The sequence below is a fragment of the Rhodococcus spelaei genome (assembly GCF_006704125.1).
GTDB lineage: Bacteria > Actinomycetota > Actinomycetes > Mycobacteriales > Mycobacteriaceae > Rhodococcus_G > Rhodococcus_G spelaei.
The window spans coordinates 15,254-37,779 of the sequence record NZ_VIGH01000001.1 but is presented as its reverse complement, the minus strand read 5'-3'; the positions used below and the strand labels follow the sequence as shown (position 1 = coordinate 37,779).

Genomic DNA, 22,526 nt, shown 5'->3' with positions numbered 1-22,526 from the left:
CCCGGTTGTCACGGTCGGGATAGCCGGTCAGGTGTTGGGGTGCCGCGGATGTCGGACCGTGATGGGAGTGTGTGGTTCGTGATCGTTCGCTACCGCTACCGCGCCTACCCGACCGGTGACCAGCAGATGATGCTGGCCCGGACGTTGGGGTGCGTTCGGGTGGTTTTCAACGACGCGCTCCAGGCCCGGCAGGACGCTCGCACGGCCGGGGTGAAGATCACGGACACCGAGGTGCAACGCCTCGTGGTCACGCTCGCCAAGGCCACCCCCGAACGGGCATGGTTGGGCGAGGTGGCGTCGGTGGCGTTGGTGCAGGCCTGTCAGGACGCGCGCCGCGCCTATCGAAACTTCTTCGATTCAGTCGCCGGGAAACGGAAGGGCCGGCGGGTCGGGGAACCGAGGTTCCGGTCCCGTAAGGACAATCGGCAGTCGATCCGCCTCACCCGCAACGGGTTCGGGGTCACCGACCGGGGTGTGCGGTTGGCGAAGATCGGTGACGTCAAACTCGAATGGTCCCGGAACCTGCCGTCCGCCCCGTCCTCCGCCACCGTCGTCCGGGAGGCCGATGGCCGGTATTTCGTCTCCTTCGTCGTTGAGGTCCTCGAAACTCCGCTCACCCCGAGCTCGACGGTCGCCGGTATTGACTTGGGCCTCACCGATCTGGCGGTGATCGTCCGATCGGACGGAACCCGGGAGAAGATCCCCGCACCCCGCCACCTGCGGGCGGCGGAAAGGCGTATCGCCCGCGGGCAGAGGGCGTTGGCCCGCAAGGAGAAAGGCTCGAAGAACCGGGGTAAGGCCCGCCACCGGCTGGCGGTCCTGCACCGCAAGGTGAGGGAAACCCGTCTCGACCATCACCACAAACTCGCGCACCGACTCGTTCACGACAACCAAGTGATCGCAGTCGAAGACCTCGCCGTCTCCGGGCTCGCACGAACCCGGCTGGCGAAGTCTGTGCACGATGCCGGATGGGCCACCCTCGTCCGACTGCTCGAAGAGAAAGCCGACCGCTGCGGTCGGACGGTCACCAAGATCGACCGCTGGTTCCCCTCGACCCGCGCCTGCTCTCAATGCGGGGTGGTCGGGGACAAGAAGCCGCTGCACGTCCGCGCCTGGACATGCGGGTGCGGTGCGCATCTCGACCGCGACTACAACGCGGCAGTGAACATTCTCGACGCCGCCGGGCTGGCGGAGTCGCTAAACGCCTGTGGAGCAGATGTCAGACTCCGGCTTGCCGGAGCGGTCAGCGTTGAAGCAGGAACCCACCGAACGGAGGCAGTGTGATGCTGCGACGCGTAGGAATCCTGGCCGTTCACGGCGGGGAGGATGTCAATGCTCAGAATCTCTCCCGGCGGGGCTTTCTCGCCGCAGCGGGCGCGACCGCGCTGACCGGACTGGCGTGGACGCCGGCGCAGGCGCTGTCCTCCTCCGACCCGCGCGCCACGCTGCCCGTTCCGCCGGGTTTCCCCGACGGCATCGCGCTGTTCCAGCAGGGATACGAGAACTGGGTGCGGGAAATCGTCTTCGACGAGGTGTGGACGTGCACGCCCCGCGACGCGGGTGACGTGGTCAGGCTGGCCAACTGGGCGCACGCCAACGGCTACCGTCTGCGCCCCCGGGGCTCGATGCACGGCTGGAGCCCGTTGACGTTGGTGCCGGGTCAGAACATCGACCGCGTCGTCCTGGTCGACACCGTCACCCGGATGAACTCGATCACCGTGCACAACTCGCCGGAAGCCGGCCACTCCACCGTCACGGCCGCCCCGGGCGCGATGCTCGGCGCGGTGCTGAGTGAACTGCAGGACCACGGCCTGGGTTTCGCGAACTCGCCCGCCATCGGCGAGTTGACCATCGCCGGGGTCCTGGCAATCAACGCGCACGGCGCCACGCTGTCCGCCGACAACGAGACATCCGTCCCGGGTGCGTCGTTCGGGTCGCTGAGCAACCTGATCACCGCTCTGTCCGCAGTGGTGTGGGACGACGCCGAGGGCGCGTACGTGCAGCGGGACTTCCTGCGCTCGGATCCCGAGATCCGGCCGCTGCTCACCCATCTCGGCCGCACGTTCGTCACGTCTGTGACGCTGCAGGCAGGGGCGAACTACCGGATGCGCTGCCAGTCGTTCGTGGACATCCCCTGGCAGGAACTGTTCGCCCCGCCGGGCTCGCCCGGCCGCACATTCGAGAGCTACATCGCGAAGTCCGGCCGTGTCGAGGCGATCTGGTTTCCCTTCACCGACACCCCGCTTCTCAAGGTGTGGACCCCAACCCCGACCAAGCCTCCGAAGTCACGCGAGGTGACCGGACCCTACAACTACCCCTATGCCGACTCGATTCCGAAGCCGGTCACCGATCTGCTCGCTCAGATCCTCGGCGGCGTCGGTGCGGCCACCCCGCTGTTCGGTCAGGCCCAGCTGGGTGTCTTCCAGGCGGGACTGGCGGCCACGAACGGCGCGGACCTGTGGGGTTGGTCCAAGGACGTGATGTTCTACCTGCGGGCCACGACGGCGCGGATGACCGCCGCGGGCGGGGTGGTGATCACCAAGCGTTCCAACATCGCGAGGGTGATCAACGAGTTCACCACGTGGCACGACAGGCGGCAGAAGGAACTGCAGGCGAAGGGGCAGTACCCGATCAACGGTCCGTTCGAGGTGCGACTGTGCGGGCTGGACGACCAGTCCGAGGTGATGGTGGAATCCGCTGGTGGGCCGGTCATCTCGGCGCTGCGTCCGCGGCCCGACCATCCCGAGTGGGACACCGCGATCTGGATGAACGTCGTCGGCGCGCCGGGCACACCGGGTCAGGCGGCCTACTTCCGTGAGGTCGAACAGTTCATGCGGTCCAACTACAGCGGCGACTACGCGACCTTCCGGCCCGAGTGGTCGAAGGGCTGGGCGTTCACCGACAAGGCGGGTTTCGTCGACGACGAGACCATCGAGACGGTGATTCCGCAGACGTACCGGGCCGGTGTGCCCGCAGGCGACAACTGGGACTCGGCCCGGGCGGCGTTCAACGCCCACGATCCGCACCGGATCTTCTCGAACCCGTTGCTGGACAAGCTGCTTCCGTAGTCGAGGCGCAGTGCTCCGGCGGTTGGCGACTCAGCTGCCGGAGCGCGGCCGGATGTGCTCGAACACCAGGATGGTCTCCGTCGCAGCGACTTCGGGCCGCGCGGACAGGTGGTCGAGCACGAAGTCGCGCAGGGCGGCGGTGTCGCGCATCGCCACGTGCAGGAGGTAGTCGTCGGCGCCGGCGATGAAGTAGACGTCGAGTACCTCGGGGACGATCGACATCCGCTCGGCGAACTGAGCCATGTGTGGCCGGGCGTCGGCGCGCAGTCGGACGGAGATCATCGCCTCGAGGTCGCGACCGAGCGCGGCGGGATCGACGTCGGCGTGAAATCCGCGGATCACGCCGCGTTCGACGAGCGAACGCACCCGGGCCAGACAGGTCGACGGCGCGATCCCGGCCATCTCGGCCAGCGCGTTGTTGGGGGTGCGGGCGTCGCGGGTGAGCTGTGCGAGCAGCACGTGATCGGTCTCGTCCAGACGCGCCCGCCGAACATCGTTCGATCGAGCGGGACCACGGGACCCATCCTCCGAACTTTTCCGGGTCATGGATCGAGTCTAGAGAATTTTCAACGGCCATCTAGGCGTCATTGCGCTGCGAATTCATAATCGTCAGTAGAGCGGATCGGCACGTCCGCGTCGATCCGCGCCGAGACCCGAGGACGCGACATGAGGATCGGAATCCCCCGCGAGGTCAAGCCCTACGAGTACCGCGTCGCCGTCACGCCGGCCGGCGTGCACGAGCTCGTGGCACGGGGGCACGAGGTGCTCGTCGAGGAGAGGGCCGGCGTGGACTCGTCCTTCGGTGACGAGGACTACCGCGCGGCGGGTGGGCAGATCCTCGCCGACGCCGCCGACGTGTGGGCGGCGGCGGACCTGTTGCTGAAAGTGAAAGAGCCGGTTGCCGAGGAGTATTCGCACCTGCGCCGCGATCAGGTGCTGTTCACGTACCTGCATCTCGCGGCCTCGCGAGCATGCACCGACGCGCTGATCGACTCGGGCACGACGGCCATTGCCTACGAGACGGTCCAGGCCGCGGACGGGTCGCTACCGCTGCTGGCGCCGATGAGCGAGGTCGCGGGGCGACTCGCCCCGCAGGTCGGCGCCTACCACCTGATGAGCAACTGTGGGGGGCGCGGCGTCCTGATGGGCGGCGTCCCCGGGGTGCGGCCGGCCGGGGTGGTGATCCTCGGGGGCGGTGTCGCCGGTCAGAACGCGGCCGCCGTCGCGGTCGGGATGCACGCCGAGGTCACGGTGCTCGACCTGAACCCGGCCCGGTTGCGCGAGATCGACGCCCGGTACGGCGGGCAGGTGCGGACCATCGCGTCGAACAGCCTCGAGGTGGAGCAGGCCGTGCTGGGTGCGGACCTCGTCATCGGTGCGGTGCTGATTCCCGGGGCGCGGGCCCCCGAGTTGGTGTCGAACGAGCTCGTCTCCCGGATGCGACCGGGCTCGGTGCTGGTGGACGTCGCGATCGACCAGGGTGGCTGCTTCGCGGACTCGCGGCCGACCACGCACGCGGAACCGACTTACCGAGTACATGATTCGGTGTTCTACTGCGTGGCGAACATGCCGGGCGCGGTGCCGCGAACCTCGACGTACGCGCTCACCAACGCGACCCTGCCGTACGTGCTCGAGCTGGCCGACCTGGGCTGGCGTCGGGCCACCGCCGCGGACCGGTCGCTGGCCGCCGGGTTGAGCACCCATGACGGGGCGGTGCTGTCCCGATCGGTGGCCGAGGCGCACGGCTACCTGGCCAGCGCACTGGCCGGCTGAGACGGCTCCGCCGCAGTGGTGCGGATAGGGAGCGTGGGCACTCCGTATCCGCACCACTGCGCGATGCGCATACGCTGGGCGCGACCGGAAGGAGCCCCGCATGAGCGACGCGATCGAGGTCCGGCGGGACGGCGACATCGTCACCTGGACGCTGAACCGACCCGACACCCGCAACGTGATCTCCGATCCCGACATGGTCGAGGCATTCGAGCGCGCGATCGCGGACGTGAACGTCGACCGGACCGCCCGGGTGGTGGTGCTGACGGCGAACGGGCCCGCGTTCTCGTCGGGCGGCAACGTCAAGCACATGCGCGATCGCGTCGGCATGTTCGGCGGCGCGCCCGCGGAGCTGCGCGACGGCTACCGGCAGGGCATCCAGCGCATCCCTCGGGCGCTCTACCACTGCGAGGTGCCGGTGATCGCGGCGGTGAACGGGCCCGCGGTCGGGGCGGGCTGCGACCTGGCGTTGATGTGCGACATGCGGATCGCATCCACGGCGGCGACGTTCGCGGAGAGCTTCGTCAAGCTCGGCATCATCCCCGGTGACGGCGGCGCCTGGTTGCTGCCCCGGGCGGTCGGGCTGGCGCGGGCCGCGGAGATGGCGTTCACCGGCGACTCGATCGACGCGGCCACCGCGCTGGAGTGGGGTCTGGTGTCCCGGGTCGTCGAGCCCGACCAGCTGCTCGAGGCGGCGCACGAGCTCGCCCGCCGAGTCGCACTGAACCCTCCGCAGGCGTTGCGGATGACCAAGAAGCTGCTCCGCGAGGGACAGCATCAGAGCCTCGAATCGCTGCTGGAACTGTCCGCCTCCATGCAGGCCCTCGCGCATCACACCCGCGACCATCAGGAGGCGGTCGCCGCGATGCTCGAGAAACGGGTCCCGGGCTTCATCGGCGAGTAGCGCAGGTACGCCTTTGTCGGCGTCTCACCGTAGAGTGTCCCAACGTGATCATCGTCAGCACAGACGGCTCCTGCCTGCGCAATCCCGGTGGCGCGATCGGCTGGGCGTGGGTCAATCACACCGGCCCCAGCCAGTCGGGTGGTGAACCGTCGGGAACCAATCAGGTTGCCGAGTTGCGAGCTGTGCTCGAGGCGATCAGGGCGCACCCCGGATCCGAGCCGATGGTGATCGAGTCGGACTCGCAGTACGCGATCAAGTGTGCCTCCGAATGGGTGTCCGGCTGGAAGCGCAAGGGCTGGCGGACGGCGTCCGGCGAGCCGGTCAAGAACATCGACCTCGTCCGTGGAATCGACGAGGCGCTCGGCGAGCGACCCGGCCCGGTGCGGTTCCGTTGGGTCCGTGGCCATGTCGGCAATCATTACAACGAGGAAGCGGACAAGCTCGCCGGCGAGGCGGCCCGCGCGGTTGCGGCGGGCGCGCCCGCTCCGGCCCCGGTGGCGTCGGTGACCGGGGCAGAGACGCCGGCGAAGACCGTCTCGCGCGCCAAGAGCGTCGCGCGGACCGTCACGAGGGTCGAACGCCCCACGGCCAGGGCTGCCGCCGCCGCGCAACCGGCCCTCTTCGACCTGCCCGCACCGGACGATTCGCTGACCCTGTTCTGACCCGCACTGTTCTGACCCGCACCGGTTCGAGGCGAACGGTCAGAGGTCGAACAGTCGGACGGCGTTGTCGCGGCACACCCCGCGCACCCAGTCGTCGCCGAGCCCGAGTCGCGCGACCGCCTCGAGCGCGTGCGCATACGGATAGGGGATGTTCGGGAAGTCGCTGCCGAACAGGATCCGGTCCCCGAGGTCGCGCAGCGCCGGCAGGTCGGCCGGCCGCAGCGGAGCAGCCTCGCCGATGAAGTCGGTGAAGGCCATCGTGGTGTCCAACAGCAGGCGGTCGTATTGCTGTGCGAGGTCGAGGAATTCGGTGTACTCGGGCATGCCCATGTGCGCGATGACCAGGCGCAGTCGCGGAAACCGGGCCAGCAGGGCGGCGATGGGTGCGGGCCCGGTGAACCGGCCCGGCGCCGGGCCGGAGCCGCAATGGATGACGATCGGGGTGCCGGTGTCCTCGAGCAGGCCCCACACCCCGTCGAGCTGTGGATCGTTGGGGTCGTAGTCGCCGACCTGGATGTGCGACTTGAACACTCGGGTCCCGGCTTCGAGGGAGGTCCGGACGTACTCGGTGGCGCCGGGTTCGGGGTAGAAGGTGGAGGTGTGCAGGCAGTCCGGGTTGCGCGCGGCGAACTCGACCGACCACTGGTTGAGCCAGGCCGCCATGTCCGGCTTGTGCGGGTAGATCATCGACGTGAACGCGCGCACGCCGTAGGAGCGCAGCCGGTCGAGCCTGACGTCCTCGTCGTGCCGGTACCGGATCGGCCACTCGACCCCGGTGAGCGGGCCCGCCGAGTCGAAATACGACCACACCTTGTCCATGACCCGCTTCGGCATGAAATGCGTGTGCACGTCGACGATGTGGTCGAGGTGGTGGTCCGCGCGGAACCGAGTGACCGCATCGACGTCGGCGTGGCGGTCGTCGTCCCGGATTTCCGCTTCGGGGTTTTCGCACATGTTGTCCACCCTGTCATGTGGCTGCCAGTGTCCGGCGGACGGTCGACATCCGCGGCTGGCGTGAATACCGTGATGGACGGTCCGTTCACTCCGGATCGCCCGTCACGACGAAAGGACGTCCATGCTCACCACCGTGATCAACGCGATTCTCGGAGCGACCGGAACCGTCGCCGCCGGCAGCAGCGGCTACCAGATCCCGCCGGGCACCCTTCCGTTCGGCAGCTGACGGGCCCGTCATCTGTCGCGTGAACGGACCGTTCAGGTCTTCTACGAACCCGAACGGTCCGTTCACGCGGTCCGGGGGGGTCAGAAGCCGTCGGCGACGCGGACGACGGTGCGGCCGGACTGGCCGCCGCCGCGGATCCGGTCCAGCACGGACACGACGTCCCGGACCATGACCTCAGTGGTGAGGGCGTCCAGGTGCCGCGGCCGCAGGTCGGTGGCGATCCGCTGCCACAGTGCGCGGCGGCGGTCGATCGGCAATTGGACGGAGTCGATGCCGAGCAGGTCGACGCCACGCAGGATGAACGGCATCACCGTCGTGTGTAGGGCGGCACCGCCGGTGAGGCCGCTGGCAGCGACCGCGCCGCCGTACTGCACCGTGCTGAGCACGTCGGCCAGCGTCGCGCCGCCGACGCAGTCGACCGCGGCCGCCCACTGCGCCTTGCCCAGCGGTCGGGGTTTCGCGTCCGGGTCGACGGGCAGTCGGCCGATCACCTGAGCTGCGCCGAGCGACGTGAGCAGCGCGTGGGCCTCCGGCTTGCCGGTGGACGCGACCACCTCGAACCCGGCGGCGGCGAGCAGATCGACGCTGACGCTGCCGACACCACCGGACGCCCCGGTCACCAGCACCGGGCCGTCTGCGGGCGTCAGCCCCCGGTCGACGAGCGCCTGCACGCTCATCGCGGCGGTGAATCCGGCCGTCCCGACCGTGGCGGCCTCCCGCGGTGTCAGGCCCGACAGGACCACCACCTGGTCCGCGGGCACGCGCGCGTACTCGGCGTAACCGCCGTGCCGCGCGGTGCCGATGTCGTAGCCGTGCGCGACGACCGGGTCGCCCGGCGCGAAGTCGGGTGACTCCGAGGCAACGACCTCGCCGGCGATGTCGATGCCCGGCACGATCGGGTACTCGCGCACGACGCCGCCGCGCGGGGTGACGGCGAGGGCGTCCTTGTAGTTCACGCTCGACCAGTCGACGCGGATCAGCACTTCGCCGGGCGGCAGTCCGGTCTCGTCGAGGGATTCCCGGGCCAGCGTTATCGCCCCGTCGGCTTCACGGGCGACGAGGGCGGAGAAGGTGAGGGTCACCCTGTGCAGACTATGCGGTTGCCCGACCGCCCAACATCCCCGCGCGAGTTCCGCGTAGTGCGTCGCGAGCAGATCGGGGTCGGACCGGACGCTGCTGGAAGTCGACCCGGCCTGCTTCTGAGCCGGCATCCCGCTGACTCGTGAGCAAAGGTCACGAATGGGGCGAATCTGCTTCACGCGACAGCCTTCTGAGGTATGAACGGTGTGAATTGACGTTCACTTCAGGAGGTCGCTTCGTGTACGTGGGGAACTTCGCAGCCAGCACGCCGGACAAACCGGCAATCATTCGACCCGCCACCGGTGAGCAGCTGACCTACCGGGAGCTCGACGAGCGCTCGACCCGCCTGGCGAAGTACCTCCGCGCGGTCGGTGCCCGGCCCGGTGACCATCTCGCCCTGATCTCGGGGAACGACCTGCGGGTGATGGAGGTGTACTGGGCGGCACTGCGGTCCGGGCTGTACATCACCGTGGTGAACTGGCACCTGACGCCGGCCGAGGCGGCGTACGTCGTCGACGACTGCGGTGCGTCCGTGCTGGTGGTCGCCGCGGATGCCGCCGCCGCGATCGATCTGACGCCCGGCGCCTTCCCGCGCGTCAGCCATCGGCTCGCGTTCGGGGGCACGCTGGACGGCTTCGACGACTACGACCAGGCGATCGCGCAGTTCGACGCGTCCCCACTCGCGGACCAGCCCCGCGGGCAGGACATGCTGTACTCGTCCGGCACCACCGGCCGTCCCAAGGGCATCAAGCCGAAACTGTCGGGCGGCCAGGTGCACGACACCATGGATCCCTACACGGCGGTGTTCGCCCCGATGTACGGATTCGACGCCGACACCGTCTACCTCTGTCCGGCGCCGCTGTATCACGCAGCGCCACTGCGGTTCTGCGGCACCATCACCTCGGTCGGCGGCACCGTGGTGCTGATGGACCGTTTCGACGCGGAGGAATCTCTCGCGCTGATCGAGCGGTATCGGGTCACGCACAGTCAGTGGGTGCCGACCATGTTCGTGCGAATGCTCAAGCTGCCCACGGAAGTCCGGGACCGCTACGACGTCTCCAGCATGACGGTCGCCGTGCACGCGGCCGCGCCGTGCCCGCCCGACGTGAAGCGCGCGATGATCGAGTGGTGGGGTCCGGTGATCCACGAGTACTACGCCTCCACCGAGGGATCCGGCGCGACGTTCATAGACAGTGCGCAAGCCGTCGAGAGGCCCGGATCCGTCGGCCGAGACGGCGTGTTGGGTATCGTCCACATCTGCGACGAACTCGGTGTCGAGGTGCCGACCGGACAGACCGGGACGGTCTGGTGGGAGCGGGAGGAGCGGCCGTTCGAGTACCACAACGCCCCGGCCAAGACCGAGGCGGCGACGCATCCCGCTCATCCCACGTGGACCACCAGTGGCGACATCGGCCACCTCGACGAGGACCGCTTCCTGTACCTGACCGACCGGGCCGCGTTCACGATCATCTCCGGTGGCGTGAACATCTACCCGCAGGAGTCGGAGAACGTTCTGACCATGCACCCCAAGGTGTTCGACGCCGCCGTGATCGGGGTGCCGAACGAGGAGATGGGGGAGGAGGTCAAGGCAGTCGTGCAACTCGAGTCGGGGTACGAGCCGGGTCCGGAGCTGGAACGTGAACTGCTCGACCACGTCCGCAGTCGGGTCGCCCACTACAAGGCGCCGGTCAGCATCGACTTCACCGACGAGCTGCCTCGCACTCCCACCGGGAAGCTCGTCAAGCACCGGCTGCGAGCGCGCTACCTGTCCCCGCCGGCCACCGCCGACCGGTCGTAGTTTCGAGTGCCTCACCCCACGGGTGATGGGAACCAGCAGCCGGTCAGACCGAACGATGGTTCCCATCACCATGGTGGGGGGCGGTCAGTGGTCGACGCCCAACTCCCGTAGCCGATTCCGGTACACCTCGACGTTGGCGAGCTTGACGGACTCGTAGCCGCGGACCAGATCGGGGAGGCCGGCGATCTCGGTGGCACGGTCGTACGAGCCGGAGGTCAGCGCGGCCGCCAGGTCGCGCACGGTCGCGGTGTAGTGGGCGAGCAGCTCCCGCTCCACCTTCCGGACGTGGGCGTAACCGAACGGGTCCAACCTGGTGCCGCGCAGTACCTTGCCCTTCGCCAGGACCTTCAGCGCCACATGGGACTTCGGTCCGATCCCGATCTTCTTGGTGCGGCCCAACGCGCGGAGAGCCGGAGGGTGCAGCTTGTAGGTGAGGTTGGCGCCGCCGGGTACCTGCTCCTGGACGTTCGCGACGAAGTCGGGATCGACGAGCAGCCTGGCGACCTCGTACTCGTCCTTGTATGCGGTGAACTTGTACAGGCCGCGGGCGACGGCCTCGCTGAACTCGGTGCTATCGGTGACGGCACGCTCGGCCGCCCACGCCCGCTGCACCGTCTCGACGTACCGGCGGGCGACCTTCTCCGACTGGAAGTCGACGAGCTGAGCCGTCCGCAACTCCACCAGTCGCCGCACTTCACCGTCGAAGGTGGTGCCCGCCAACAGGTATGCGGGCACCGGCTTCGGCGCGCGGGCGGCGGGTCTCGTTGCGGACCGGAACGCGTCCGGGTCGGCGATCGCGGCACGGCCCCACCGGAAGGCCGCGACGTTTGCGTCCACGGCCACCCCGTTGATGCCGATGGCTTCCTCGATAGCCTCGGCCGGCAACTGCAGGCCGCCCGCCTGGACGGCGGCACCGATCAGCAGGAAGTTCGCCGCGGACGTGTTGCCGAACAGTTCCTGCGCGGCCGCGAGAGCGTCGAACGAAGTGAGCGATCGGGACACCGCGCCCAGCCGGTCCAGCAGCAGCTGCTCCTCCGGGTGGTGAACGGTCTTGTCGTACACCATGTCCCCGGTCGCGGTCCTGCTGGTCGAGGCCACGACGACGGTGCTCACGGGGTCGCCGTAGCCGAGGTTCTTCGGGTCGGCGGCGGTCAGCAGGTCGAACGCGATGATCGCGTCCGCGCTACCGGGAGTGAGCCGGTTCGACGGTTCCAGCGCCCCGGTGGAGAACCGGAGGTGAGAGACCACGGGACCGGCCTTCTGGCTCAACCCGATCTGGTCCAGGGACTCGACCTCGTAGCCCGCGCGTAGGGCGGCGGTCGCCAGGACCTGGTTCACGGTGACGATGCCGGTACCGCCGATGCCGGCCAGGAAGACGTTCCGGGTACCGACCGGCGCCGGCAGGTCCGGTGCGGCCACCGCGGGCGGCGCGGGCCGGGACTTCCTGGGGAGTGCGGTCTTTCCCGGCACCTGCTCGACGGTGACGAACGACGGGCAGTCGCCGTCGAGGCAGCTGTAGTCGGTGTTGCAGGACGTCTGGTCGATCCGCGTCTTGCGCCCGAACTCGGTGTCCACCGGCTGCACGGAGAGGCAGTTGGACTTGGTGCCGCAGTCGCCGCAGCCCTCGCACACCGCCTCGTTGATCACCACGCGGGTGGTCCGCACCGGGAGCGTGCCGCGCTTGCGCTGCCGGCGCGCGTCGGCAGCGCAGTGCTGGTCGTAGATCAGCACGGTGACGCCCGCGATGTCGCGCAGCAGCTTCTGTGCCTCGTCGAGCCGGTCGCGGTGCCAGAGCATGGTGCCCTTCGCGAGCGCCTTCCTGTTGTGCCGCTTGGGATCGTCGGCGCAGATGACGATCTGCCTGACACCCTCGGTGGCGAGCTTGTGGGTCAGTTGCGCGACGGTCAGCATGCCCTCGGCGTCCTGCGCGCCGGTCATCGCGACGACCTCGTTGTAGAGCAGCTTGTAGGTGATGTTCACCCCCGCGGCCACGCATGCCTGCACCGCGAGCTGGCCGGAGTGGAAGAACGTGCCGTCACCGACGTTCTGGAACAGGTGCGGAATGTCGGTGAAGGGTGCCTGGCCGATCCACTGGCTGCCCTCGCCGCCCATCTGCGTCAGCCCGGTGACCTTGCTGTCGTCCCGGTTCGAGATGGTGACCATGGTGTGGCAGCCGATGCCGCCACCACCGATCGAGCCCTCCGGCAGTGCGGTGGAGCGGTTGTGGGGGCAGCCGCTGCAGAAGTACGGGGTCCTCTTGGTGGGAAGAACCTCCAGCGAGAGTTGCGGGGGCAGGGGCTTCTTCAGCTCCACGACGTCCCGGAGCGCGCGGCGCAGCGGGCCGAGCAAGCGTCCGGCGGTCAGTTCGCCGTCGACGGGCATCAGCGGGCGTCCGGCGGCGTCGCGCTTCCCGACGATCTGCGGGGCGGCCATGGTGCCGTAGAGGATCTCACGGATCTGCGTCTCGAGGAAGGCCGTCTTGTCCTCGACCACGACGATCCGCTCCAGGCCGGCCGCGAACTCGCGCACCCGGTCGGGGCCGAGCGGTGTGGGCATTCCGATGCGCAGCAACCGGATTCCGGCGCGGTGCATCGCCTGTTCGTCGACACCGAGGTCGAGCAGTGCCTGCCGGAGCGAGTCGAAGGTGGTGCCGGTGGCAGCCAGTCCGATCCGCGCGGAGCCGGGGTCGACCTCGATCACGTCCAGGTTGTTGGCGGCACCGTAGCTACGGACGATCTCGGCACGCGGGCCGTACAGGTCGGCCTCTGCGATCACGCTGTCCGTGGGCACGGACATCGGCCGCTGCAGGTACGTGAACGTCCGCCCCTCCCACTCGACTTCGGGGACGGTGATGTCGAGGTTCGAGACCGTGCCGTCGACGGTCCAGGCGCCGTCGGCGAGGTCGGCGACGATCTTGAGTGCGACGATACAGCCGGACGCGCGGGACAGGGCGACGCCGTGCATGCCCATCGTGACCAACTCGGTGGCGTTGCGGGGGAACAGGACCGGGATGCCGAGCGCGGCGAGGGACCGTTCGCTGACCGCGGGCACCGTGGACGACTTGGAGGCCGGGTCGTCGCCGACGAGCAGCAGCATGCCGCCGCGGGCGCTGACGCCGTACATGTTGGCGTGCCGCAGGGCGTCGGTGGCGCGGTCGACACCGGGACCCTTGCCGTACCAGACGCCGACCACTCCGTCGTGGGTGGCGGTGCCGCCGAACGCGGTCAGATCGGCCTGGCTGCCCCAGACGGAGGTGGCTGCGAGTTCCTCGTTCAGGCCCGGGACGAAGGTGATGTCGTGCTCCGCGAGGACCGTCGGCATGCCGTGCAGCATCTTGTCGACGCCGCCGAGGGGGCTGCCCTGGTAGCCGGAGACGAACGTCGCGACCCGGCGGCCGGCGCGCAGGTCCCGCATGTGCTGTTCGACGAGCAGACGCGCGATGGCCTGGACGCCGGTCAGCAGCACCGGCCCGGTACCCGGCCGGTAGCGGTCGTGGAGGTCGTACGGGGTCGTGGCGGTGGTGACGGACGTACCGGGGCGATCGGCGAGTTCGGTCATCTGCGGCCACCTGTTCCACGTCGCTGTAGTGTCACCGGCGAAATTTCACTTCGTCCGGTTCAGCAATGATTGGCCGGGGTGCCCGCAGCGTCAACAGTTGGATGAACAGCATGGCATCATGACTAGTTGTGATGCGCATCACTTCAAGGAGGTCAGCATGGTGATCAGCATCGACAAGCTCGACGCAGCGTTGGTGCAGGAGCTGACGGACGATCCGCGCGCCCAGATCATGGATCTCGCCAACCGGCTCGGCGTCGCCCGCAACACCATCGCGTCCCGGATGCGGCGGCTCGAGGAGTCGGGGGTGGTCGCCGGGTATCGCCCCGAGGTGGACCTGCCGACGCTCGGGCTGCCGGTACAGGCGTTCGTCGGGGCCGAGACCGTCCAGGGGCGGTTGCAGGCGGTGATCGAGGACCTGCGCGCCATCCCCGAGGTCCTCGAGGTGCACACCACCACCGGTCGCGAGGACCTGCTGATCCGCATCGCGGCCCCGTCGCACGAGGAACTCCTGCACGTGCTCGAGGGGATTCTGAGCGTGGACGGGGTCGCGCACACGTCGACCACCCTCGCGCTGACCACGCCGGTCAAGTACCGGACCCAGCCGCTGATCGATCACATCACCCGCGAAGCGGGGCACGGCAGGTCCGCGGCGGCGTACCGGCCGGAGGACTGAAGTCGCGAACCCGGGCCTATCGTGGATGCCATGTCCGTCCTTGTCGCCGCGTCGGGTGAGGCGGCCGTGCCCGTGGACACCGTGCACCGTAGCGATCGCCCGCTGCTGCTGGCCGCGTCCCTCGCGACGCTCGGTCGGGGCCGCGCCGACCCGAGTCACCGGGTCACCGCCGACGGCGCCCTGTGGCGGACCTCGCTGATGCCGTCCGGGCCGGTGACCTGTCGGCTCACCCAGTTGGACGCGACCTCGGTGCATTGCCGGGCGTGGGGTGACGGCGCCGTCGAGTTCGTGGATGCGCTCCCGGATCTGCTCGGCGAGCACAGCGCGGCAACGGATTTCGCACCCGAGCACCCCGTGTTGGCCGAGGCGCACCGGCGGCTGCCGGGGCTGCGGATCCCCCGCACCGGGCGGGTGTTCGAGGCGTTGGTGCCCGCGATCCTCGAGCAGAAGGTGCACGGCATCGCGGCCCGCGCGTCGTGGCGTCGACTGGTCACCGCGTACGGAAGCCCCGCCCCCGGACCGGCGCCGGACGGGATGCGGGTGCCGCCGCCGGCGCAGGTGTGGCGTCGCATCCCGTCGTGGGAGTTCCATCGGGCGGGCGTGGACCCGAAACGGTCGCGGACCATCGTCACCGCTGCCGTAGTCGCCGACCGACTCGAGCAGACCGTCGCGATGGAACCCGCCGAGGCCGCGGCGCGACTGCGGGCGGTGCCCGGCGTCGGCCCCTGGACCGCGGCCGAGGTCGCACAGCGCGCACTCGGTGACGCCGACGCGCTGTCGGTGGGCGACTTCCACCTCGCCGCGATGGTCGGGTGGTCGCTGCTCGGTCGACCCCTCGACGACCCCGGCATGGTCGCCTACCTCGAACCGTTGCGGCCGCATCGGTACCGCGCAATCCGCTTGCTCGAGGTCAGCGGACAGGCCGTCAAACCGAAGTTCGGACCCCGGACGGCGGTAACTGATCATCGCGATCATTGATCGCCGTATGTCCCCATCGCAGTGATCGCCACTCGATCCGGAGCTGATCAGCAAGGACAGCAAATGGAGGTTTACTCCACTAACTGTGGGCAATTGTGGAGAGATGCTCCGTGGTGGCTTCCGCGTCCGGTTCGTAGGGTTCCCCACGGTCACGGGTGATGTCCGATTCCCCCGTCACGTTCGGAGGAGCCACACCCATGACGACCGCAGGCACCCCGGCGGACGCCGACCTCGAGGACACCGCCCTCGAACAGCGGGTGGTGCGCAAGGTCGCGCGCCGGCTCATCCCGTTCCTCGCGGTGCTGTACTTCGTCAACTACCTCGACCGCACCAACATCGGGTTCGCGAAGCTGACCATGAGCGACGAACTCGGCATGACGACCACGATGTTCGGGCTCGCGTCGGGACTGTTCTTCGTCGGCTACCTGATCTTCGAGGTGCCGTCGAACCTGGCACTGCACCGGTTCGGCGCCCGCATGTGGATTGCCCGGATCATGTTCACCTGGGGCATCCTCGCCGCCGCACTCGCGTTCGTGCCGAACGTCGCGAGCCTGTACGTGGTGCGGATCCTGCTCGGCGTCGCCGAGGCCGGCTTCTTCCCCGGAGTCCTGCTCTACCTGACGTTCTGGTTCCCGGCGAAGTATCGGGTGCGGCTGATGGGTCTGTTCCTGCTGACCCTGCCCGCGTCCTCGGCGATCGGGGCGCCGCTGTCCGCCGCGATCATGCAGTGGGGTGACGGACTGTTCGGGTTGTCCGGGTGGCGCCTGATGTACCTCGTGGAGGGCCTGCCCGCCGTGCTCCTCGCGTTCGTCACGTGGTTCTACCTCACCGACAAGCCGCACCAGGCGAAGTGGCTCGACGACGAGGAACGCGAGTGGCTGGTGCGAAACATGGACGCGGAGAAGGCTTCCGCCGCGGGCGAGCACACGACTCCCGTGTGGCGCACGTTGCGCAACCCCCGGGTCATCGCCCTCGGCATCGTCTACTTCGGTGTCACCTACGGCCTCTACGCGCTGAGCTTCTTCCTGCCGACCATCGTGGCCGGGTTCAAGGAGACCTTCGACACCGACTTCACCGTGTTCGAGACCGGTCTGATCGTCGCTGTGCCGTTCGTCATCGGCGGCGTCGCGATGGTGCTGTGGAGCCGGCACTCGGACCGCACCGGCGAACGCGTCTGGCACGTCGCCGCCCCCGCACTACTGGCAGCGGTGTCCATTCCGGTTGCGCTGTATCTGAACTCGCCCTTCGCCGTGATGGCCGTCGTCTCGCTCACCGCGATCGGCGTGCTCTGCGCGATCCCGGTGTTCTGGTACCTGCCGACGACCTTCCTGTCCGGCGTCGCGGCGGCTGCCGGCATCGCGATGATCAACTCGATCGGCAACCTGTCCGGGTTCGGCGCCCCGTACGTCACCGGTTGGCTCACCGACCTCACCGGCAGCGCCAAGGCCGGCCTGTGGGTGGTCGGCGTCGTGCTTCTCGTCGCCGCGATCCTCGTGGTCGCCCTCGGCCGCACCGCCGCCGGGCGGTTCAGTCGAGCCGACAGGCACCCGACCGAAGCCGCAGCAGCAGTTGCAGATCCAGCGCTCGATCGGGATCGCGCCACTGCTTCCCGATGAGCCGGTCGATCGACTCGAGGCGCTGGTAGAGGGTGTTGGCGTGGATCGCCAGATCCGCCGCCGTCGCCGCGTGCCTGCGGTTGTGCTCCAGGTAGGACGCGAGGGTGTCCAGTAGCGGCACTCCGCGCTGCTCCTGCTCGCGCAGGAGTGGGCCCAGCATCTGTTCGGTGACCGCCGTGAGCTCCGCACGTCCGGTGCGGCTCAACAGAATTCGGTAGATCCCGAGCCTCGATGCGGCCGCGACCTGCGAGCCTCGCCCCAGCGTCTCGAGTACGTCCACCGTCTGCTGCGCCTCGCTGTAAGCGCGGGCCAGTCCCTCTCCGCCCCCGGCCGGATCGGCGAGCCCGACGGTCGGGGCGGTGTCGGGCTGCGTCCAGATCTCGAGGACCGCAGCCGGGGCCAGGCCGGGCACCAGCACGATCACCCGCGAACCATGTTCGGCGACAACGGTTCCCTGCGGCAGCGGTATGTCCTCGATCTGGGACCGGGTGCGCGCCACATCCGACTCCGGGCGCGCCACCGCCACCGTGTAGCGGCGGTCGGGATTCAGGCCGGCCAACCGGAACTGCTGCTGCGATTCGTCTGCGGTCGGCGCCGGCCGGGTGATCAGATCGACCACCAGCGCGTCGCGAGCCCGCCTGCCGGCCTCGTGCGCGGCCCGTTCGCCGACGAGCGCCAACGCGATCGCCGGTGTCGCGCGTTCGAGGATCAGCGGCAGCACGGGTACCGGGTCGGAAGGTGCGAGCAGCAGCAGAACCCCGAGTCGGTCGCCGGCCGCGCGCACCTCGCGTCCGACGAGCGAGCGGCCCTCGCGCGTGGCGATCGCGACCTGCCGGTCGGCGCCGGAATCGAGGGCGTCGAACACCGACGCCACCGCGTCCCGGTGTCCACCCAGCCCGGCGGGCACCTCGTCCGGGCCCAGGACGAAGTACGCCGGGCATCCCGCCGACTCCGACACCTCCGCGACGAGTTCACGGACCCCGCCGCCCCGCAGCACCACCTGCGTCAACGCCCGATCCCAACGCAGGGTCCGCTCCAGCAGGTCGGTGCGGCGCGCGAGTTCGGTGTTCGCGTCCTCGAGCGCCGCCACCGTCTCCTTCGAGCGGGCGATCGAGCGGGCGTTGTCGATCGCGACGGCGGCGTGCGCGGCCAGCGCCGACAGCAGGACCACCTCGTCGTCGCTGAACGTACGTTCCTGCCGCTTGCACGCGCACACCGCGCCGAGCATCCGGCCGCCGTGCCGCAACGGCACGGCGAGGAGCCCGCGCATGTTCTCCGACCGGGCCGCGACGTCTGCCGGGCCGGTGTGCGGGAAGGTCGGGTCCGCACGGTAGTCCGGCGTCCACAGCGGCGCGTCCTGGGCCATCACCCGGCCCATCAGTCCCTCGGTCCGCGACAGCGACAGTCCCACGAGCCGCGACGTGAACGCGCCGCTCGCGACCTCGATCACCACGTTGTCGCCGGACACCAGGCCGATGTAGACGAGGTCGACGCCGAGCAGCCGCCTCGCCTGCGCCGCGATCTCCGTCAGCAGGGCAGCGGGGTCGTGCAGGGTAGTCAGCTGCGAGGCGATGTCGTTGAGGGCGGCGAGTTCGGTGGCGCGTTGCCGGCGCTGCTCGAGCTGCAGCCGCAGCGCGAGGGCCGCCTGGGTGTCGCGTTCGACGGCGGGGGCCCGCTCGGGGGCCGCGGCGAGCAGTCGGTCGCGGTGCGCGATCAGCTGCTCCGGTGTGGCCTCGTCGAGGAGAAGGTGCAGCCAGCCGTCGTCCATCGTGAGTCTCCTCTTCCCGGGCGGGTCTGTGGAGACATCATCCATCAGATCCGGGGTTTCACGGAGAATCAGTCTATGGAATGGGGCCTGACGTGGGACTACCGTCGTGACCATGACTGTCGACGCCACCTCGACCCGCATCGCCGAGTTGTCCGAGGAGTTGACGTCCGCGATCCCTGCCGACCGCGTGGTCACCGACCGAGACGTGATCGAGCCCTACCTGCACGACGAAGCCGAGTGGGCACCGTACGGGACCCCGCTCCTCGTCGTCCGGCCGCGCACCGCCGAGGAGGTGCAGGTGGTGGTGCAGCGCTGCATCGCGCGGGGCGTCCCGATCGTCTCCCGCGGCGCGGGCACGGGTCTGTCCGGTGGGGCCAACGCGATCGACGGGTGCGTGATCATCTCGTTCGACAAGATGAACGCGGTCAAGGAGATCGACCCGCTCGAGCGGCTCGCGGTGGTCGAACCGGGCGTCGTCAACGACGACCTGCGCGCCGCCTGCGCGGTGGAGGGACTCTGGTACCCGCCGGACCCGTCCAGCGCGGCCTGGTCCACCATCGGCGGCAACGTCGCCACCAACGCCGGTGGATTGTGCTGCGTGAAGTACGGCGTCACAAGGGATTACGTGCTCGGCATGCAGGTGGTCACCGGGACCGGCGAACTGGTCCGGCTCGGTCGCCGGACGGCCAAGGGGGTTGCCGGGTACGACCTCGCCGGCCTGATGGTCGGTTCGGAGGGCACACTCGGCGTGATCACCGAGATTACCGTCAAGCTGCGGCCGCTGCAGGACCCGCAACGGACCGTCGTCGGGTACTTCGACTCCATCGTCGACGCCGGTCGGGCGGTCCGAGCCGTCGCCGAGACCGGCCTGACGCCGTCGGCCCTCGAACTCATCGACCGGCAGTGCCTGCTCGCCGTGGACGCCTGGAAGAACATGGGACTGTCCGCGGACGCGAACGTCCTGCTGCTCGGCCGGATCGACACCCCCGGTGCTGTCGGTGACGCGGAGGCCGAGCAGTTGCAGGCCTGCTTCGACGGGTCCGCGGCCACCTGGAGCGCGCAGTCCAGTGACCAGCAGGAGGCCGACGCGCTGTTCCTGGCCCGGCGGCTGGCGTACCCGGCGATGGAACGGCTCGGTCCGGTGCTGACCGAGGACATCTGCGTCCCGAAGGCCGTCGTGCCGGAGATGCTCGAGCGGATCGAGCAGATCGGCGAGCGGCACCGGACGACGATCGCCAGCATCGCGCACGCGGGCGACGGCAACCTGCATCCGCTGTTGATCACCCCGCGTGACGACGAGGACGCCCGCATCCGAGCGCAGGCAGCATTTGTCGAGATCATCGACGCTGCAATCGAATACGGCGGAACGGTGACTGGCGAGCACGGTATCGGCCTGCTCAAGATGGACGGACTGGCCAAGGAGCTGGACCCGGTGGTCATGGACATGCATCACGCGGTCAAGCGGGCCCTCGATCCGCATGGAATCATGAACCCGGGCAAGGTAATTCGATAGCAGGCACCTACGGGGCCTCGAGCAGGGCCAGGGCCAGTCGGGTGAGCTCGGGCTCGAGGTCGGCAAGGTCGGAGGCGGCCGGGTCGCGCTCCCACGCCGCGAGCGAACCGATGACGAACCGGGTCATCAGCGCCACCCGGCGGGTCCGGTTGGCCGCGGGCAGATGGGTCAACGCGTCGGCCATGTCGGTGAACAGGTTGTGCACCACCGCGACCGCCTCGCCTTGCGGCTGGCGGGCCAGTGCGTCGTCGTCGAGCGCGAAGACGTCGAGCCGGATCGTGGCCATCCACTGTTCGTTGAAGCGCGCCCAGTAGCTCGGCTGTTGCCTGCGTAGCTCGGTGACCAGCGGGCCGACGTAGCCCTCGACCATGGCCGGGAGGTCGTACTCGCCGCGGTCGTGGGCGGCGGCGAGAAACGCAGCACGATCGACGGTCACCCGTTCGGTGTGCAGCCGCCAGACGGCCTCGAGCAGGCCCTCCCAGGACCTGAAGTGGTAGGTGATCGCCGAGTTGTTCTTGTGTCCGGCGGCCCGGACCACCGCGCTGGCCGGGACCCCGTGCACGCCCCGCTCGGCCACGAGGCGCTCGGCGGCCTGGAGGAGACTGAGACGCGCAGTTGACAGTGTAGTTTGCGTCACGGTACTAAGAAACCCTTCTTACTGTCTTGCCAGGGCCACCCGCCCGGCACACCGCCTGAGAGGCCGCCATGCGTCCATTCCGCGTTTCCGTCCAGATAATAGGCGCGCTGGCAGTCACTGCCGTCGCCGTGACAGGCTGCTCGAGTGCTGACGGCAATTCCGCCACCGCCGCCTCACCGGTGCCGAACGGCGGCGACGTGCTCTCCTCCGCGCCGCTGACGAACGCGGCCGTGTTGCCGAGTGCCGGCCGCAGCGAGCTGATCACGTACGCGTCGGAGAACGGCCAGGGCAAGCCGATCGTCGTCTCGGGCACGGTTGCGATCCCGTCGGGCGCCGCACCAGACGGCGGCTGGCCGGTGATCAGCTGGGCGCACGGGACGACGGGTATCGCGGACACCTGCGCACCCTCGGGTGACACCGTGGACGGTGCGGTGCACGACTACGTCGGGCAGGTCAGCACCACCCTGGACCAGTGGGTGAAGAACGGCTACGTCGTGGTCCAGACCGACTACGAGGGCATGGGTACGCCCGGCGACCACACCTACCTCAACGCGACGTCCGAGTCGAACGCCGTCACCGACATCGTCCGGGCCGCACGACATCTCGATCCCTCGGTCGGCAGCAAGTGGTTCGTCGGCGGGCACAGTCAGGGCGGTGCGGCGGCGATCAGCGCGTCGGACCAGGCGGTGGACCGGGCGCCCGAGCTCACCCTGCTCGGCGCGATCGCGGTCGCGCCCGGCAGTGGGTTGAGCCAGACCCCGAAGTACATCGCGACCGGCAACCAGGCGGTGGCCCCGGTCCTGTCCTTCCTGCCGATCACGCTGCTCGGTGCGGCGGCCGCGGACCCGGCGGTGGTGCCGGATCAGATCGTGACCCCCGCCGCGGAACCGTTGATGCGGGCCGCCCGCACCGGATGCATCGGCGACATCCGCGCCGCGATCGGTGACATCCAGGTCAATTCGGTGATCCGGCCGGGCGCGGACCTCGGGCCGTGGACGGACTACCTGGCCAAGCAGGAGCCCTCGAATGCCAACCCCAAGGTGCCGGTGCTGTTCGCCCAGGGCACCGCGGACGCTCTCGTGACGCCCGCCGCATCGCAGGTTCTGGTGAAGCAGTTGTGCGCCAAGGGAACCGATCTCGAGTACCGCAGCTACGAGGGGGCCGACCACCGCGGCTCCGTCGCCGCCTCGCTGTCGGACGCCACCGCGTTCACCAAGGCACTGCTGGCGGGGGAGAAGGTGCAGTCCACCTGCTGAGGCGGCTCCGCCGCCCGTGAGTCCTTCTGGTCCGCACTCGGGCCGGAAGGACTCACGGGCACGAA

17 protein-coding genes are annotated in these 22,526 nt (G+C 69.3%); 11 read left to right on the top strand and 6 right to left on the bottom strand.

All coding sequences use genetic code 11. The annotated features are described in order from the left end of the window. Nucleotides 1-78 precede the first annotated feature (78 nt). Nucleotides 79-1,284: an RNA-guided endonuclease InsQ/TnpB family protein gene (locus FK531_RS00155; protein ID WP_142094655.1), complete on the top strand. Its 1,206-nt coding sequence runs from the start codon at nucleotides 79-81 to the stop codon at nucleotides 1,282-1,284. Next, complete coding sequence (locus FK531_RS00150) at nucleotides 1,284-3,068, top strand: cholesterol oxidase substrate-binding domain-containing protein (protein WP_142094654.1); 1,785 nt, start codon at nucleotides 1,284-1,286, stop codon at nucleotides 3,066-3,068. The genes FK531_RS00155 and FK531_RS00150 overlap by 1 nt, the downstream gene beginning before the upstream one ends. 30 nt (nucleotides 3,069-3,098) lie before the next feature. On the opposite strand, the gene FK531_RS00145 is transcribed toward FK531_RS00150, so the two are convergent. Then, entirely contained in the window at nucleotides 3,099-3,614 is a 516-nt protein-coding gene (locus FK531_RS00145) for an Lrp/AsnC family transcriptional regulator (RefSeq protein WP_142094653.1), read from the bottom strand. Nucleotides 3,615-3,734: 120 nt separating this feature from the next. Between FK531_RS00145 and ald the strand changes: the two genes are divergently transcribed. The 3 genes from ald (at nucleotide 3,735) to FK531_RS00130 (ending at nucleotide 6,404) form a co-directional block, all read left to right on the top strand. Next, complete coding sequence (gene ald / locus FK531_RS00140; RefSeq protein WP_142094652.1) at nucleotides 3,735-4,841, top strand: alanine dehydrogenase; 1,107 nt, start codon at nucleotides 3,735-3,737, stop codon at nucleotides 4,839-4,841. Nucleotides 4,842-4,941: 100 nt separating this feature from the next. Next, the gene (locus tag FK531_RS00135; protein ID WP_142094651.1) at nucleotides 4,942-5,742 is read left to right on the top strand and encodes a crotonase/enoyl-CoA hydratase family protein; all 801 of its coding nucleotides are present in this window, start codon (nucleotides 4,942-4,944) and stop codon (nucleotides 5,740-5,742) included. A 44-nt stretch (nucleotides 5,743-5,786) separates the two neighbouring features. Continuing rightward, nucleotides 5,787-6,404, top strand: a complete 618-nt coding sequence (locus FK531_RS00130; protein ID WP_142094650.1) for a ribonuclease H family protein — start codon at nucleotides 5,787-5,789, stop codon at nucleotides 6,402-6,404. 39 nt (nucleotides 6,405-6,443) lie between these two features. Here FK531_RS00130 and FK531_RS00125 read toward each other — a convergent pair whose 3' ends face one another. After that, the gene (locus tag FK531_RS00125) at nucleotides 6,444-7,358 is read right to left on the bottom strand and encodes an amidohydrolase family protein (RefSeq protein ID WP_142094649.1); all 915 of its coding nucleotides are present in this window, start codon (nucleotides 7,356-7,358) and stop codon (nucleotides 6,444-6,446) included. Between the two features lie 306 nt (nucleotides 7,359-7,664). Next, nucleotides 7,665-8,666, bottom strand: coding sequence for an oxidoreductase (locus tag FK531_RS00120; RefSeq protein WP_246097727.1), 1,002 nt, complete (start codon nucleotides 8,664-8,666; stop codon nucleotides 7,665-7,667). Between the two features lie 236 nt (nucleotides 8,667-8,902). Here FK531_RS00120 and FK531_RS00115 point away from each other — a divergent pair, with 236 nt between their 5' ends. Then, nucleotides 8,903-10,462 (top strand): AMP-binding protein, encoded by a 1,560-nt coding sequence (locus FK531_RS00115; RefSeq protein ID WP_142094647.1) that lies wholly within the window; start codon nucleotides 8,903-8,905, stop codon nucleotides 10,460-10,462. 84 nt (nucleotides 10,463-10,546) lie between these two features. On the opposite strand, the gene FK531_RS00110 is transcribed toward FK531_RS00115, so the two are convergent. Further along, complete coding sequence (locus FK531_RS00110) at nucleotides 10,547-14,020, bottom strand: indolepyruvate ferredoxin oxidoreductase family protein (RefSeq protein WP_142094646.1); 3,474 nt, start codon at nucleotides 14,018-14,020, stop codon at nucleotides 10,547-10,549. Nucleotides 14,021-14,180: 160 nt separating this feature from the next. Here FK531_RS00110 and FK531_RS00105 point away from each other — a divergent pair, with 160 nt between their 5' ends. From FK531_RS00105 to FK531_RS00095, 3 genes are all read left to right on the top strand, one after another. Beyond that, on the top strand, nucleotides 14,181-14,693 hold the full coding sequence (locus FK531_RS00105) for an Lrp/AsnC family transcriptional regulator (RefSeq protein ID WP_142095272.1): 513 nt from the start codon (nucleotides 14,181-14,183) through the stop codon (nucleotides 14,691-14,693). Nucleotides 14,694-14,723: 30 nt separating this feature from the next. Next, nucleotides 14,724-15,671, top strand: a complete 948-nt coding sequence (locus tag FK531_RS00100) for a DNA-3-methyladenine glycosylase family protein (RefSeq protein WP_142094645.1) — start codon at nucleotides 14,724-14,726, stop codon at nucleotides 15,669-15,671. Nucleotides 15,672-15,868: 197 nt separating this feature from the next. Continuing rightward, entirely contained in the window at nucleotides 15,869-17,287 is a 1,419-nt protein-coding gene (locus FK531_RS00095; protein ID WP_142094644.1) for an MFS transporter, read from the top strand. Here the strand turns inward: FK531_RS00095 and FK531_RS00090 are convergent. Next, nucleotides 17,199-19,055: a helix-turn-helix domain-containing protein gene (locus FK531_RS00090; protein ID WP_142094643.1), complete on the bottom strand. Its 1,857-nt coding sequence runs from the start codon at nucleotides 19,053-19,055 to the stop codon at nucleotides 17,199-17,201. The two genes, FK531_RS00095 and FK531_RS00090, sit on opposite strands and share 89 nt — an antisense overlap. Before the next feature lie 112 nt (nucleotides 19,056-19,167). Between FK531_RS00090 and FK531_RS00085 the strand changes: the two genes are divergently transcribed. Further along, nucleotides 19,168-20,568 carry an FAD-binding oxidoreductase gene (locus FK531_RS00085; protein WP_142094642.1) on the top strand — a complete coding sequence of 467 codons (1,401 nt, stop codon included), beginning with the start codon at nucleotides 19,168-19,170 and terminating at the stop codon, nucleotides 20,566-20,568. Nucleotides 20,569-20,575: 7 nt separating this feature from the next. Here FK531_RS00085 and FK531_RS00080 read toward each other — a convergent pair whose 3' ends face one another. Then, nucleotides 20,576-21,205, bottom strand: coding sequence for a TetR family transcriptional regulator (locus FK531_RS00080; RefSeq protein WP_142094641.1), 630 nt, complete (start codon nucleotides 21,203-21,205; stop codon nucleotides 20,576-20,578). Nucleotides 21,206-21,273: 68 nt separating this feature from the next. Here FK531_RS00080 and FK531_RS00075 point away from each other — a divergent pair, with 68 nt between their 5' ends. Further along, on the top strand, nucleotides 21,274-22,461 hold the full coding sequence (locus FK531_RS00075; RefSeq protein ID WP_142094640.1) for an alpha/beta hydrolase family protein: 1,188 nt from the start codon (nucleotides 21,274-21,276) through the stop codon (nucleotides 22,459-22,461). Nucleotides 22,462-22,526 lie beyond the last annotated feature (65 nt).

Bases quoted from the DNA above. Each gene is read 5' to 3' on its own strand.
- FK531_RS00135 (WP_142094651.1), top strand. From the start codon at position 4,942: ATGAGCGACGCGATCGAGGTCCGGCGGGACGGCGACATCGTCACCTGG.
- FK531_RS00085 (WP_142094642.1), top strand. From the start codon at position 19,168: ATGACTGTCGACGCCACCTCGACCCGCATCGCCGAGTTGTCCGAGGAG.
- ald (WP_142094652.1), top strand. From the start codon at position 3,735: ATGAGGATCGGAATCCCCCGCGAGGTCAAGCCCTACGAGTACCGCGTC.
- FK531_RS00150 (WP_142094654.1), top strand. From the start codon at position 1,284: ATGCTGCGACGCGTAGGAATCCTGGCCGTTCACGGCGGGGAGGATGTC.
- FK531_RS00075 (WP_142094640.1), top strand. From the start codon at position 21,274: ATGCGTCCATTCCGCGTTTCCGTCCAGATAATAGGCGCGCTGGCAGTC.
- FK531_RS00125 (WP_142094649.1), bottom strand. From the start codon at position 7,358: ATGTGCGAAAACCCCGAAGCGGAAATCCGGGACGACGACCGCCACGCC.
- FK531_RS00100 (WP_142094645.1), top strand. From the start codon at position 14,724: ATGTCCGTCCTTGTCGCCGCGTCGGGTGAGGCGGCCGTGCCCGTGGAC.
- FK531_RS00110 (WP_142094646.1), bottom strand. From the start codon at position 14,020: ATGACCGAACTCGCCGATCGCCCCGGTACGTCCGTCACCACCGCCACG.
- FK531_RS00145 (WP_142094653.1), bottom strand. From the start codon at position 3,614: ATGACCCGGAAAAGTTCGGAGGATGGGTCCCGTGGTCCCGCTCGATCG.
- FK531_RS00095 (WP_142094644.1), top strand. From the start codon at position 15,869: ATGACGACCGCAGGCACCCCGGCGGACGCCGACCTCGAGGACACCGCC.
- FK531_RS00090 (WP_142094643.1), bottom strand. From the start codon at position 19,055: ATGGACGACGGCTGGCTGCACCTTCTCCTCGACGAGGCCACACCGGAG.